The following is a 13,390-nucleotide window of genomic DNA, read 5'->3' as shown; positions in this document are numbered from 1 at the left end:
CAGCAGCTTTGCGCCGTCGAAAAGCTGTGGGGGCAGCGGCGCGCGCACGATGACGATGTCGGCATTCCTGGCTTCGGCGGCCAGCGTGGCCGGATCGATGGCGGAGGCGACGACGAGCTCTCCGGCGCCGGCCAGCATGGCCGAGGCGCGCGGGTGCAGGGCCTGGGTCGTGAGGATACGAGCCATGTCGGTCAGGCTTTTTCGAGCGCCGGGCTTTGCGGCTCCTCGCCATGGCCCTCGATCAGGCCCTTCCAGTAGCTCTCAGCGCCCTGCAGATGGGCGCTCATCAGCGCCTGTGCGAGATTGCCGTCGCGGCGCAGCAGCGCCTCATAGATCTGGATATGCTCGGCATGCGAGCGCACGTTGCGCTCGGGGTCGTTGAAATAGATCGGCAGGCGCTGCTCGCCCATCATGTAGTAGACGCTGCAGACATTGTGGAAGACGCTGTTCTTGGTGGCGCGCACGATTTCGAGGTGAAATTCGCGGTCTTCCCTGGCAAGCCCTTCGCCGGCGGCGATGCGCTCTTCCGAAGCCTTCAGGATTTCGCGCAGCCGCTCGAAATTCTCCTCGGTGGCACGCGAACAGGCAAGTTCGGCCGCCTTGATCTCGTGGATCTTGCGCAGTTCGACCGTCTCGTAGATCTGGATCGGGTCGAGCGGGAGGCCCGCGCGGGCAAAGAGCGCCATGGCCTCCACACTGGCCTGCTTGGTGTCGATGTAGATGCCGGATTTGGCCCGGCGCTCAACGATGCGCATGGCCTCCAGGATGGCCAGCGCCTCGCGGATCTGACCGCGGCTGACGGCGAAATGCTCCGCCAGTTCGCGCTCCGATGGCGTTCGGCCGCTCTCCTTGTCCGAATGGGAGAACAGGTAGGCAGCGAGTTCCGCGAGAAGGTTCTTTTCTTTCATCGTCAACCGCGTTGCGCGTGCGCCTCCAGGAACCGCTCCGAAATGGTGAATCCCAGACCCGGTTTTTCCGGGATCGCTATCATACCGTCCCTGGCTTCGACAGTCTCTTCGACCAGATCATGGATCATCGGGTTGGCGCCGAGCGAATATTCGACGGTGAAACTCGACGGCGAGGCGGCGCAGACATTCAAGCCTGCGAAAAAACAGGGCGCGCCGGCCCACAAATGCGGCGCAAAGCGCAGATTGAAGGCGCTGGCGATGGTGCCGATCTTCATCGCTTCGCTGATGCCGCCGCAGAAGGCGGGATCGGGCTGGAAGATGTCGGCGGCTTTGAGCACGGCGAGGTCGCGGAAGGCGTAGCGGGTCGCCTCGCTTTCGCCGGTGGCGATCGGAACGGCGCCACTTGCCCGCACTTCGGCCATGCCCGGCTTATCGTCGGCGATGATAGGTTCCTCGAACCAGGCGAGGTCCAAATCGTTGACAAGGTGGATGAAGCGCTTGGCTTCAGCCACCGTGTAGGTGCCGTGCGCGTCGACCATCAGTTCGACATCGGGGCCGAGCGCCTGCCGTGCGGCGCGCACGCGGGTGGCGGAAATGTGCGCCGCGCCGTCCATGGCGCCAACCCGCATCTTCAGTGCCTTGAAACCGCCCTTGGCGATATAGGATTTCAACTGCTCGCCGATGGCGTCGGCGGCCGCCCAGCCGCCGGACGCGTAAGCCGGCATGCGATCGAGCTTGCGGCCGCCGAGCAGCCGCCAGACCGGAACGCCAAGCGATTTGCCAAGAATGTCCCACAGCGCGATGTCGACGGCGCTGATCGCGGCGATGCTCATGCCGCGCCGCGCCAGCTGCGGCATGGCGTGGCCGCCGCGTGCGGCGCTGTCGTGGCGCACGCCATTGTAGAGCATCTCCCAGATGACGCCGATGTCGGCCGGATCGCGGCCGACCAGCTGCGGCCCGACCTCATGGTTCAGCATATGGACGAGCGCGCCGTAACTGCCGGCGCTGCCGGCGGCGTTCTTGCCTTCGCCCCAGCCGACCAGACCGTCATCGGTCTCGATGCGCAGGATGGCGGCGTCGAAGGTCGTCACCTGACCGAAGTCGCTGCGGTGCTGCCGAGCGGCTTCGATCGGAACGCGGATCCACCAGGCTTGGACGGACTTGATACGCATATTCTTCCCCAGCCCTGCGCCGGTCAGGGCGGAAGGGCGAATTTCCCTGAGGCAGTCGACTACTTGATCAGCGGCAGCAACGTTTCGGCGTTGATGCGCATCTGGTCGGTGTAGAATTTCTCGGTGAGCACGCTGGAGCCGTGGTCCTGGATGAACTTCAGCTGTTCGGGCGAGATATCGACCGGATTGCGCTCGACCATGTCGGGATAGGGGGCCGCCGGCGTCCGGTCGACGGGCGCGACGAACTCGTTGGTCAGCGCGCCGTCGTAGCCGATCTCGCGCAAGGTAGCGACGATCTTCGGCCAGTCGATCTGGCCGAGACCGGCGGCGAAGCGGTTGTTGTCGGCGACATGGAAGTCGAACAGGCGCTTTCCGGCCTGCCGGATCGCGTCATAGACGTTAAATTCTTCCATATGGAGGTGGTAGGCGTCGAGGCAGACACCGCATTCGGGGCTGACCGCGTCGGCCAAAGCCAGCGCCTGGGCGCCGCGATTGAACAGATAGGTCTCGAAGCGGTTGAGCGGTTCAACAGCGATCTTGACGCCGACCTTCTTGGCGTGGGTGAAGCATTCGCGGGTGGCGTCGACGACCCACTTCCATTCCTCTTCCTCGGTGCCGTCAGGCACGACCTTGCCGACGGTCGCCGGAACCAGCGTGATGATCTCGCCATCGAGTTCGCTGACCATGGTCAGCACGTCCTTGACATACTGAACGGAACGCTCGCGCTGGCCCTGGTTCCTGGCGGCAAGGTTGCGCTCGCCCAGCATCAGGGTCACCGCGCCCCAGCAACGAATGCCATGCTCCTTCAGCAGCGCCCGGGTCTCCCTGGTCTTGTACTGCTCGGGTTCGCCGGAAATCTCGATCGACTCATAGCCGAATTTCTTGATGCGCTTGAGCGTCGTTTCCAAGGGTTCCGCGCGCATCCAGTTGTGCGTCGAAAGATGCATGGTCTGTCCTTCCCAACTCGTCTCTATGGTTCGCCTGCGACATGCATCGCCAAAAGGCGACACAAAGGTTCCTCCCCAAGGCGTTCCCAGCCTTTTCTCGCAAACTGGTTCGACCAATTGGGCCTGAAGCGAGGTCTACAGCAAATTATCCGGATCGGCAAGAAGCGCCGGGATGCAACTTTCGCTGTGGAGTATTTCCTTGATTATATTGAGATATATATGCCTGCGCCGGGTGGTTTTGGGGTCATGATGGCGCATTGCAAGGCTTGACCAAAATTCCACATTTGGTAATACCAGAATGGTGGTGCGTGCAAGCGCCCGTTGAGAAAAGACCAAAGTGGCTGGCCCTGTTTCCAATCGGCGCTATGCTCGGTCGCGAGAGAAATGAGGGAGGATGCCGATGCCGACGACAATGAAGGGCCCGGGGCTGTTTCTGGCGCAGTTCGCGGGCGACGCCGCGCCGTTCAGCTCACTGGCGTCGATCACCAAATGGGCGGCCGGTCTCGGCTACAAGGGCGTGCAGATCCCGACCTGGGACGCGCGGCTGTTCGATCTCAAGAAGGCGGCCTCTTCCAAGGCCTATTGCGACGAGGTGAAAGGCATTTGCGCCGACGCCGGCGTCGAGATCACGGAATTGTCGACGCATCTGCAGGGGCAATTGGTGGCGGTGCATCCTGCTTATGACGCGCAGATGGATGGCTTTGCGCCGCCATCGGTGCACAACAATCCCGCAGCCCGGCAGAAGTGGGCTGTCGAGCAGATGAAGTTCGGCGCTAAAGCATCGCGTAATCTAGGCCTGAATGCTTCAGTGTCGTTTACCGGCTCGCTGGCTTTCCCTTACCTCTATCCGTTCCCGCAGCGGCCGGCTGGACTCATTGAGGAAGCGTTTGGCGAGCTCGGCAAACGCTGGAAGCCGATTCTCGACGTGTACGAGGACAACGGCGTCGATGTCGGCTATGAAATTCACCCGTCTGAAGACGTTTTCGACGGCGCCACTTTCGAGATGTTCCTCGACGCGGTCGGCGGCCACAAGCGCTGCAACATCAATTACGATCCGTCGCATTTCCTGCTGCAGCAGCTCGACTATCTCGAATTCATCGACATCTATCACGAGCGCATCAAGGCGTTCCACGTCAAGGACGCCGAGTTCAACCCGACCGGCCGGCAAGGCGTCTATTCCGGCTATCAGAGCTGGACCAACCGCGCCGCGCGCTTCCGTTCGCTGGGCGATGGACAGGTGGATTTCGGCGGCATCTTCTCCAAGCTGACGCAGTACAATTATGATTCCTGGGCGGTGCTGGAGTGGGAGTGCTGCCTGAAGCATCCGGAGGATGGTGCGGCCGAAGGCGCGCCTTTCATCGAGCACCACATCATCCGGGTGACGGAAAAGGCATTCGACGACTTCGCCGCTGGCACCACCGACAAGAAGTTGCTGCGCGCCATGATGGGAATCTAGCTCGATTTTCCCTCCCCTTCGCGGGGAGGGTGGCCCAAAGGCCGGGTGGGTCGGTTCACACCGCGCTCTGCCTCAACGACCCCACCCGATCCGCTGCGCGGATCGACCTCCCCTCAAGGGGGTAAGCAACAGCGAGGAGCAAGATATGGTCGGCGCATCGAAGTCGGAAACGGGAGGCGGCCCGATCCGCTACGGCATGGTCGGCGGCGGGCAAGGCGCCTTCATCGGCGCGGTGCATCGGATCGCGGCGCGGCTGGACAACGAGTTCGTGCTGGTTGCCGGCGCTTTGTCAGCCGACCCGGCCCGTGCCAAGGCCTCGGCGGCCGAACTGGGGCTCGACCCCTCACGCAGCTACGCATCCTATGCCGAGATGGCCAAGGCCGAGGCGAAGCGCCCCGACGGCATCGAGGCGGTGGCCATCGTCACGCCCAACAATGTGCATGTGCCAGCGGCAAAAGCTTTCCTCGAGGCCGGCATCCACGTCATCTGCGACAAGCCGCTGGCGACGACGCTGGCCGAAGCGAAAAAGCTTGCGGCGATAGTCGAGAAGACCGGCAAGGTGTTCGTGCTGACGCACAACTACACCGCCTATCCGATGGTGCGGCAAGCACGCGAAATGGTCGCCAAGGGCGTGCTCGGCGACATCCGCATCGTGCAGTCCGAATATCCGCAGGACTGGCTGACCGAGGATTTGGCGGCGACAGGCCAGAAGCAGGCGGCGTGGCGCTCCGACCCCAAGCAGGCAGGTGCCGGCGGTGCGCTGGGCGATATCGGCACGCATGCCTACAACCTCGCCCGCTTCGTCTCGGGGCTGGAACTGGACTCCCTGTCGGCCGATCTCGACGCCTTCGTGCCGGGACGGCTACTGGATGATAACGTCAACGTCATGCTGCGCTTCAAGCCTACCGGCAAGACGCACCCGGCCAAGGGCATGATCTGGGCAAGCCAGGTGGCGCCCGGCCATGAGAACGGGCTGAAGCTGCGCATCTATGGCTCGAAGGGTGGGCTGGAATGGGTGCAGGCCGACCCGAACTATCTCTGGTACACCCCATTTGGCCAGCCAAAGCAATTGATCACCCGCAACGGCGCCGGCGCGCTGCCGGTGGCGGGCCGTGTCAGCCGCGTCCCGTCGGGCCATCCCGAGGGCTATCTCGAAGGTTTCGCCAACATCTACCAGGAGGCCGCGCGCGCCATCCGGGCAGCGCGCCGCAAGGGTGGCAAGCCGCCCAAGGACGTCGTCTTCCCGACCATCCAGGACGGCGTCGAGGGCATGGCCTTCATCGAGGCCTGCGTGAAATCGTCGAAGAAAAACGGGGCGTGGACGAAGCTTTAGTGGCGCGGCGGGTAACGAAGGCCCCCCACCCGGATTGCCAACCGAATTGCGAAGGGCAATTCGGGGCAATCCGACCTCTCCCCGAGGGGAGAGGAGGAGGAGATGGCGCGACGCCAAGTCTCTTCTCCCCAGCGGGGAGAAGGTGGCCGCGAAGCGGCCGGATGAGGGGGCATGGCGCGAAGCGGCGGAACAGCCAGTGCGCCGTCAAAGGGAGGGGTCGTCGATGAAAATCGGCATGTGCATGTTCTTGTGGACGACGGCGGTGTCGAAGAAACACGAGCCGCTGCTGCGCGACATCAAGGCGACCGGTTTCGATGGCGTCGAGATACCGATCTTCGCCGGCACGCCGGACGATTATAGAAAGCTCGGCGATCTGCTCGACCGCATCGGGCTGGAGCGGACTGCGGTTTCGGCCATGGGCGATCCGGCGATGAATTTGATCGCGGCCGACGCGGCAACCCGCAAGGCCGGTGTCGACTACATGAAATGGGCGATCGACTGCGCGCAGGCGCTTGGCGCCAGCACGCTGAGCGGCCCTCTGCATTCGACGCTCGGGTCCTTTTCCGGCTCTGGGCCGACGGCCGCGGAGAAGAAGCGCTCCGTCGGCTCGCAGCGCGCCATCGGCGACCATGCCGGCAACAAGGGCGTCACCATCGGGCTCGAGGCGCTGAACCGCTTCGAATGCTACCTGCTCAACACGATGGCGGACCTGTCGGAGCATATCGACGCCATCGACCGGCCGCACATCAAGGCGATGTACGACACCTTCCACGCCAATATCGAGGAGGCCGACCCGATCGGCGCCTACACGAAACACCGCAGGAATGTCGTGCATATCCATATCTCGGAGAACGATCGCGGCGTGCCGGGGCGCGGCAACATTCCGTGGACCGAAACGTTTTCCGCCATCCGCAAGAGCGGCTATGACGATTGGCTGACGATCGAGGCGTTCGGCCGCTCACTCAAGGATTTGGCGGCGGCGACCAAGGTGTGGCGGGATTTCTCAGAGACGCCGGACGCGGTCTATCGGGAGGGGTATAAGCATATCAAGAGCGGGTGGAAGAAGGCGGCTTAGGCGCCCTGGCCCATTTTCTATTTGCGTTTGCGGCGGTTGCCAGGTGGTTCCCCCACTCCGTCTCGGCTTCGCCGAGCCACCTCTCCCCCCTCCGGAGGGAGAGGAAGGAAGCCTCGGCCTGGGAAGACACTCGGCCTAAGAGGACAGGCGTCGGCTCGGACAGCCTGGCGCTTTCCTCTACCCCGTCGATCGGGGGAGAGGTGTCGAGCGAAGCTCGACGGAGTGGGGGTCGATCCTTTGGCGCTGGTCGAGACGACTTGCGCGTCTACATCACAAGCCTACCCCTGCTCAGCCTGGATCCTGTTGTAGTCGTGGATGGTCCGGCTCAGCCGGCGGCGCAGGAAGTTGGAGATGTTGTCGAAGATGAAGACGACGGCCAGGATCAGCAGCACCATGTAGAAGACGTTGGCCCAGTTGGAGTTGGTGCGCATCGCTTCCCACAGCTTCAGGCCGATGCCGCCGGCGCCGACAGCGCCGATGATGGTGGCGCCGCGGGTGTTGGATTCCCACTGATAGAGCGTCTGGCTGATGAACACCGGCACCACTTCCGGCAGCACGCCGTAGCGCTGCACCAGGAGGCCGTTGGCTCCGGTCGAGGTAATCCCCTCGCGCGGCTTGTCGTCGATGTTCTCCAGCGCCTCGGAATAGGTTTTGCCGAGCGTGCCGACCTCTGTGAAGAAGATCGCCGCACTGCCAGCCAGCGGTCCCGGCCCGAAGGCGCGGGTGAAGAACAGCGCCCAGATCAGCATGTCGATGGAGCGCATGAAATCGAAGAAGCGCTTGAGCACCTGGTTGACCAGCCGGCTGGGCGTGATGTTGCGGGCGGCGAAGAAGGCCAGCGGGAAGGCGACGATGCCGCCCAGCATGGTGCCGAGAAAGGCCATGACGATGGTCTGCAGGAGCTTCGTCCAGACATCGCCATGCCGCCACTGGGCGTTGTTCCAGATGTTGTCGCCGGCCAGCGCCAGATTTGACGTGCCCGGTTTCAGTTCCGGCCCGGAGACGATCAGCGAAGCGACTTCGCTTGCCGACTTGCCGAAGAAAGGCGAACGCGTGTCGAAGACGAAGTTTGCCCAGCCTAGAAACCGCTTGCGTATCCTGACGCGGTCAACGGCGACGCGGGCCTCGCCGGCAAAGCCCATGTCGGCGACGACCTCATCCTCATGCGCGGTGATCCAGCCGGGAACCGGTCCCGAGATCAGCGGCTTGCCGGTGCCGAGTGCGACCGCAACGGTCTCACCGTTGGCAATTATCGTCGCTTGCGTCTTGGTGAAGGTAATCGACTTGGCGGTGCCGTCGATCAGGATCGTCACCGAACCATCGGCATTGGTCTTGACCCAGTCCGGATCCGGGTTCGGGCCGAGCACCGAGAAGCGTGGATATTTGGCAGTGATCTGCGGTTCATCGAGGCGGAAGATCGGCTGTACGTCGTAGCTGATCCATTGGGTCAGGAACAGCGGCAGGCGCTCCCAGTGCGATTCTCGCATGACCTGCGGCAGGTTGAAGAACCACAAGGCGTACAGCAGGTAGAGAAAGATGCCGCCAAGCAGCATCAGCGGCCCGAAGCGCTTGTGGAACGGCCGCTGGAACACCTGCGGGAAGCGCTCTTCGATCGACTGGATCTGATCGGCGGTCATGGTGGCCATGGTCAAGCGCTCATCACGAAAGCCTGCTCGCCGACCAGCTTGCGGCGCAGCCAGGCGGAGAACTGGTCGACGATGAAGATCGTCGTGAACAGGAGCAGCACGAGGGCTATCGTCTTGGCGCCGAAGCCGCGCGAGATCGACAGCTTCAACTCCTCGCCGATACCGCCGCCGCCGACAGCGCCCATGATGGTGGAAATGCGGACATTTATCTCAACACGCAGCAGCGTGTAGGACATGAAGTTGGGCAGCACCTGCGGCAGGCCGGCGAAGCGCACCCGCTCGAACCAGTTGGCGCCGACGGCCCTCAGGCCTTCCTCGGCGCGCATGTCGATGTTCTCGTTGATCTCGTAGAACAGCTTGCCCAGCGCGCCGATCGAATGCAGGCCGATGGCGATGATGGCGGCGATCGGGCCGATCGAGACGATGGCGGCGAACAGGCCGGCGATGACGATCTCGGGAAAGGCGCGCAGCAGTTCCATGAGGCGCTTGACGATCAGCCGCAGCACCGGATGCGGCGTCAAATTGCGCGCCGCGATGAAGGAGAACGGCACGGCGAAGACGAAGCCGATGAAGGTCGAGACCAGGGCCACGTTGAGCGTGGTCAGCATCAGCTCGAAATATTCGGGGATGTAGAAGCTGCCCCAGACATAGGAGCGGCCAAGCGGAAAATTGAATTCCTGGGTGCCGGTGTCATGCGGAGAAGCGATGTCGAACATCGCCCGCCAGACATCGTTCCAATCCTTGGGGACGAGCCAGCTCAGGAAATCCAGCAAATGCGGCAACCGGTCGAAGAAATGCCCGGCATTGGCCTCGTCGGCGAACCACATGGCGCTGCCGAGCGCGGTGATGAGCAGGCCGACACCGATGGCGGTGTAGAGCCGGCGCAAGGACGTCTGGCGACGCCAGGCGTCGGCCATCTGATGAGTGGCGCCGGAAGGGGCTGTCACGGAAAGGGTCATGATCGGACATGCAAGAAGGGCGGCGTTTTCTCGACGCCGCCCTTCCTGATTTCGCCGTTAGCCGCCGATGGCTGCCTTACGGGCTTCGACGATGACGTTGTAGAAGTCCGCCTTAACCGGGACGTAGCCGGTAAAGTCGCCGCCCTCGACGCCTTCGAAGCAAGCCTTGTCCTTCTTCGGCAACTGCGTGAAGAAGTCGGCGAGCTTGGCGGTCATTTCACTGCCGAGCGCGGTGCGCACGACCAGCGGGCCGTTCGGGATCAGACCCGAGCGCCAGACCTCGACGAAGTCGTTGGGGTCGACGGCGCCCTTGGCGACTTCCTTGTGAAAGGTGCCCGAGGTGTAGCCGTCCTTGAAGTCGCCGATGCCGGAAGAATCGTCCACCGCCACGTCGACCTTGCCGTCACGCACGGCCAGAACGTTGTTCTCGTGGCCGCCGTTGAACTGGGTCGAGGCGAAGAATTTTTCGTTCGAAGCGCCGGTATCCTTCGGGATCTGGGTCAGCGGGATCAGGTAGCCGGAGGTCGAATCCGGATCGGCGTAGCCGAGCTTCTTACCCTTGGCCGACTTGATGTCGGTAATGCCGGAGGATTTCAGCGCCAGGCCGATCGAATAATAGCCGGTGGCGCCGTCGGTCTGCTGGGTGGTGAGGATCGGGGTGACCGCCTTCGGGTCCTTGAGAGCGACGCTGGCGTAGCCGGAAGCGCCGAGTTCGGCGAAGTCGAGCGTGCCGCCGAGCAGGCCCTGGATGACGCCGTCATAGTCGGCGGCGGGGAACAGCGAGACCTTTTCGAAGCCGAATTCGGCCTTCAGATGGTCGGCGAGGCACTGGTAGTTGCGCAGCCGGTCGGATTCGTTTTCGCCGCCGAGAATGCCGACGCGAAATTCCTTCATGTCGGCGGCATGGGCCATGCTGGTCGCCATGGCGAGCACCGAAACGGCGCCAAAGACCATCTTCCTGAACATTGGATATTTCTCCTGTAGGTTCCGGCCCCGCGCCGGCAGCGTTATCGATTTTGACAGGTGCCCTTGACGTGGGCTGGCGATCCCAACCGCTCTCAATATCCCGGGAATGCGGGCTCGAGCGGTCCGGCGGATGCGGCGATCTTTCGGCTGAAGGCAACGCTGGTCGAGGTGATGGCCTCGGAGATTTCCTGGCCATTGCTGTCGGCGCCGTAGACGAGGCGCACCGCCTCGCGGTTGAGCTCTTCCGGCGGGCCGTCGAAGACGACCTTGCCGGCAGCCATGCCGATGATGCGGTTGCAGTAGGTCCGGGCGGTGTCCAGCGTGTGCAGATTGGTGACGACGGTGATGCCTTCGCGCAAATTGATGTCCTGCAGCGAATCCATCACCACCTTGGCGTTGAGCGGGTCGAGCGAGGCGATCGGCTCGTCGGCGAGGATCACTCTGGGCTGCTGCATCATGGCGCGAGCGATGGCGACGCGCTGCTGCTGGCCGCCCGACAAGGTGCCGGCGGGCTGCAGGGCGGTGCGGGCGATGTCGAGCCGCTCGAGTGCCGCGACCGCCTCGGCGCATTCGGCGCGGGAGAACATGCCGAACAGGTTGGTGATGGTCGAGCGGTGGTTCAGCTTGCCGAGCAGCACATTGGTCAGCACGTCGAGGCGCGGCACCAGGTTGAACTGCTGGAAGATCATGGCGCAGTCACGCTGCCAGCGCCGCAGCGGCGAACCGCTCAGTTTCGAGACCTCGGCGCCGTCAAAAAAAATCGACCCCTGGCTGGGATCGATGAGACGGTTGATCATGCGAAGAAGGGTCGATTTTCCGGCGCCCGAACGGCCGATGACGCCAACCATCTGACCCTGCGGGATCGCGATGTTGATGTCGCTGACGGCAGTGTTCTTGCCAAATCGTCGGGTGACACCGCGGATTTCGAGCGTGGCGGAATTTGCTGGCATGGCGGCAGGTTCCAGTCCGGACCATTGATCGTCAGGCATTCGCCTAGCGCAGCCACATGAACCTGCCGTGTCGCGTTGATGTCAGTTTTGTTACGCTCCACAGGCCGGAGTCTGCGGCCGGCCCAGGATCAGCAGTCGAAGGTGATGTGGAATGCAGGCCTGGCGAGCTGGCGCCGGTGGCCAGACGGCACCACTTGATGCGCATATACTCGCCCGTCGCGCGCCGGCGATGGCGAGGCCGTCCTTCAGGCGTTCCAGACAAGGGCCGTCATGGCGTCGATGCCGGTGTCGAGAGGCACGTCATGCGGATAGCAGGGGCGGGGGCGGTTTGCCCCCGCTGCCCAGCGTCAGTGACAGCCCGTTCCTGGCGTCGCTATCCGCCATATTTCTCCAAGAACGCCTCGGCCTCGAGCTCCCGGAAGTCATCCAACGCGGCCCGCAGCCTTGCATGGTCCCAGTCCCACCAGGCCAGCGCCTGGTAGCGTTCGGCCGTGCGGCGATCGAAGCGCTCGCGGATCGGCTTTGCCGGCACGCCGGCGACGATCCTATAGGGCGCTACATCTTTCGAGACGACAGCGCCGGCGCCGACCGCGGCGCCATCGCCGATGGTGACGCCGGGCAGGATGGTCGAGCCGTGACCGAGCCAGGTGTCGTGGCCGATGGTGACCCGCTTGGCGCGGCGCTGGGCGAAGAATTCGCTCTCGTGCTCGGCATCGTCCCAGTAATCGGAGGCGCGATAGGTGAAATGGTGCAGCGTCGGCCGCCAGGTCGGGTGGTTGGTGGCGTTGATGCGCACGCTGGCCGCGATGTTGGCGAACTTGCCGATCGTCGCGCACCAGACGGCGCAGTCCTGCATCATGTAGGAATAGTCGCCGAGTTCGCTTTCCGAGACCCGGCTGCGGTCGGCGATCTCGGTCCAACGGCCGAGCGTCGAGTTCTGCACCTCCGCCGTCGGATGGATCAACGGCGTCTCGGATAATTTCCTGGTCATGCGGCGATTTTTCCGGGCGCGAAAGCGGTGACGTCGATGATGCGGTCGGCAACCGCCTCGCGCACGTCGTGGTCGTGGAAGATGCCGAGCAGGGCGACATCAGCCGCCTTCTTGGCGGCGATGAGTTCGATCACGACATCGCGGTTCCTGGCATCGAGCGAGGCTGTCGGCTCGTCGAGCAGCAGGATCGGATGCTCGGTGATGAAGCCGCGCGCGATGTTAACGCGCTGCTGCTCGCCGCCGGAGAAGGTCGCAGGCGGCAAGGCCCAGAGTTTCTCCGGCAGGTTGAGCTGCGCCAGCAAGGCGCGCGCCTTGCCGCGGGCAATCTCGCGATCCTCGCCGCGCTCGACCAGCGGTTCGGCGACGACGTCGAGCGCCGAGACGCGCGGCACGGTGCGCAGGAACTGGCTGACATAGCCGATCGTTTGCCGGCGTATGGCCAGCACGGTGCGCGGGCTGGCGGTGGCGAGGTCGATCAGCCCATCACCATGCGTGACGATGATCTGGCCTTCGTCGACGGCGTAGTTGCCGTAGAGCATCTTCAGGATCGAGCTCTTGCCGGCACCGGAAGGACCGCCGAGCACGGTGCATTCGCCAGCCCTGATCGAGAACGAGACACCGGCGACAACAGGCAGTTTGATGCCGTCGCGCAGGTGCATGGTGAAACTCTTGGCGACATCGGAGACAACGAGGGGGGTTGCCATCAGAAGGGCCTCCAATTGTCGTTCGTTTGCGGGCCAACGCCCGCCTCTGCCTTGCCAGGCATCTCCCCCTCAAGGGGGGAGATCGGCAGCTTTCTCGTTGCGCTTGTTCTGCAACATTGGAGAGTGGCGAAACCGAGGACGATAGCCAATCTCCCCCCTTGAGGGGGAGATGGCCGGCAGGCCAGAGGGGGGTGCCTTGGCGCCATCGTCAAACCTGCAAAATCGAGGAAACAAGCAATTGCGTGTAGGGCGCGCGGGGATCGTCGAGCACGCGGTCGGTGAG

12 protein-coding genes and 1 pseudogene are annotated in these 13,390 nt (G+C 63.5%); 3 read left to right on the top strand and 10 right to left on the bottom strand.

The genetic code is table 11. From position 1 onward, the window contains the following. The 4 genes and pseudogenes from EN991_RS06510 to EN991_RS06495 form a co-directional block, all read right to left on the bottom strand. Positions 1-186 (bottom strand): annotated as a pseudogene (locus EN991_RS06510) (dehydrogenase); the annotation flags it as partial. Positions 187-191: 5 nt separating this feature from the next. Further along, complete coding sequence (locus EN991_RS06505) at positions 192-908, bottom strand: FadR/GntR family transcriptional regulator (protein WP_013529506.1); 717 nt, start codon at positions 906-908, stop codon at positions 192-194. Positions 909-910: 2 nt separating this feature from the next. After that, positions 911-2,080, bottom strand: a complete 1,170-nt coding sequence (locus EN991_RS06500; RefSeq protein ID WP_127368399.1) for a mandelate racemase/muconate lactonizing enzyme family protein — start codon at positions 2,078-2,080, stop codon at positions 911-913. 59 nt (positions 2,081-2,139) lie between these two features. Continuing rightward, complete coding sequence (locus EN991_RS06495; RefSeq protein WP_013529508.1) at positions 2,140-3,027, bottom strand: sugar phosphate isomerase/epimerase; 888 nt, start codon at positions 3,025-3,027, stop codon at positions 2,140-2,142. Positions 3,028-3,427: 400 nt separating this feature from the next. On the opposite strand from EN991_RS06495, the gene EN991_RS06490 reads away from it, so the two are divergent. The 3 genes from EN991_RS06490 (at position 3,428) to EN991_RS06480 (ending at position 6,891) form a co-directional block, all read left to right on the top strand. Then, positions 3,428-4,483, top strand: a complete 1,056-nt coding sequence (locus tag EN991_RS06490; protein WP_127368398.1) for a sugar phosphate isomerase/epimerase — start codon at positions 3,428-3,430, stop codon at positions 4,481-4,483. A 145-nt stretch (positions 4,484-4,628) separates the two neighbouring features. Continuing rightward, positions 4,629-5,816, top strand: coding sequence for a Gfo/Idh/MocA family oxidoreductase (locus EN991_RS06485; protein ID WP_127366248.1), 1,188 nt, complete (start codon positions 4,629-4,631; stop codon positions 5,814-5,816). 223 nt (positions 5,817-6,039) lie between these two features. After that, positions 6,040-6,891 (top strand): sugar phosphate isomerase/epimerase, encoded by an 852-nt coding sequence (locus EN991_RS06480; protein WP_127368397.1) that lies wholly within the window; start codon positions 6,040-6,042, stop codon positions 6,889-6,891. 278 nt (positions 6,892-7,169) lie between these two features. On the opposite strand, the gene phnE (EN991_RS06475) is transcribed toward EN991_RS06480, so the two are convergent. The 6 genes from phnE (EN991_RS06475) to phnL form a co-directional block, all read right to left on the bottom strand. After that, complete coding sequence (gene phnE / locus EN991_RS06475) at positions 7,170-8,537, bottom strand: phosphonate ABC transporter, permease protein PhnE (protein ID WP_127368396.1); 1,368 nt, start codon at positions 8,535-8,537, stop codon at positions 7,170-7,172. A gap of 2 nt (positions 8,538-8,539) precedes the next feature. After that, a complete protein-coding gene (gene phnE / locus EN991_RS06470) occupies positions 8,540-9,496 on the bottom strand; it encodes a phosphonate ABC transporter, permease protein PhnE (protein ID WP_127368395.1) in 957 nt (318 codons plus the stop codon). Positions 9,497-9,553: 57 nt separating this feature from the next. Further along, positions 9,554-10,462: a phosphonate ABC transporter substrate-binding protein gene (gene phnD, locus EN991_RS06465; protein ID WP_127368394.1), complete on the bottom strand. Its 909-nt coding sequence runs from the start codon at positions 10,460-10,462 to the stop codon at positions 9,554-9,556. Positions 10,463-10,554: 92 nt separating this feature from the next. Next, positions 10,555-11,412, bottom strand: coding sequence for a phosphonate ABC transporter ATP-binding protein (gene phnC, locus EN991_RS06460; protein ID WP_027161293.1), 858 nt, complete (start codon positions 11,410-11,412; stop codon positions 10,555-10,557). Positions 11,413-11,785: 373 nt separating this feature from the next. Next, the gene (locus EN991_RS06455) at positions 11,786-12,403 is read right to left on the bottom strand and encodes a DapH/DapD/GlmU-related protein (protein WP_127368393.1); all 618 of its coding nucleotides are present in this window, start codon (positions 12,401-12,403) and stop codon (positions 11,786-11,788) included. After that, entirely contained in the window at positions 12,400-13,107 is a 708-nt protein-coding gene (gene phnL / locus EN991_RS06450; RefSeq protein ID WP_064995543.1) for a phosphonate C-P lyase system protein PhnL, read from the bottom strand. The genes EN991_RS06455 and phnL overlap by 4 nt, the downstream gene beginning before the upstream one ends. Between the last annotated feature and the right edge of the window lie 283 nt (positions 13,108-13,390).

This window comes from Mesorhizobium sp. M7A.F.Ca.US.005.03.2.1 (assembly GCF_003997795.1).
Lineage (GTDB): Bacteria > Pseudomonadota > Alphaproteobacteria > Rhizobiales > Rhizobiaceae > Mesorhizobium > Mesorhizobium ciceri.
The sequence above is the reverse complement of the archived record's forward strand: the minus strand, read 5'-3'. Positions and strand labels throughout refer to the sequence as shown.

Coding starts and splice junctions, on each gene's coding strand:
- EN991_RS06500 (WP_127368399.1), bottom strand. CDS start 2,080: ATGCGTATCAAGTCCGTCCAAGCCTGGTGGATCCGCGTTCCGATCGAA.
- EN991_RS06480 (WP_127368397.1), top strand. CDS start 6,040: ATGAAAATCGGCATGTGCATGTTCTTGTGGACGACGGCGGTGTCGAAG.
- EN991_RS06505 (WP_013529506.1), bottom strand. CDS start 908: ATGAAAGAAAAGAACCTTCTCGCGGAACTCGCTGCCTACCTGTTCTCC.
- EN991_RS06485 (WP_127366248.1), top strand. CDS start 4,629: ATGGTCGGCGCATCGAAGTCGGAAACGGGAGGCGGCCCGATCCGCTAC.
- phnE (WP_127368396.1), bottom strand. CDS start 8,537: ATGGCCACCATGACCGCCGATCAGATCCAGTCGATCGAAGAGCGCTTC.
- phnE (WP_127368395.1), bottom strand. CDS start 9,496: ATGACCCTTTCCGTGACAGCCCCTTCCGGCGCCACTCATCAGATGGCC.
- phnC (WP_027161293.1), bottom strand. CDS start 11,412: ATGCCAGCAAATTCCGCCACGCTCGAAATCCGCGGTGTCACCCGACGA.
- EN991_RS06495 (WP_013529508.1), bottom strand. CDS start 3,027: ATGCATCTTTCGACGCACAACTGGATGCGCGCGGAACCCTTGGAAACG.
- phnD (WP_127368394.1), bottom strand. CDS start 10,462: ATGTTCAGGAAGATGGTCTTTGGCGCCGTTTCGGTGCTCGCCATGGCG.
- EN991_RS06455 (WP_127368393.1), bottom strand. CDS start 12,403: ATGACCAGGAAATTATCCGAGACGCCGTTGATCCATCCGACGGCGGAG.
- EN991_RS06490 (WP_127368398.1), top strand. CDS start 3,428: ATGCCGACGACAATGAAGGGCCCGGGGCTGTTTCTGGCGCAGTTCGCG.
- phnL (WP_064995543.1), bottom strand. CDS start 13,107: ATGGCAACCCCCCTCGTTGTCTCCGATGTCGCCAAGAGTTTCACCATG.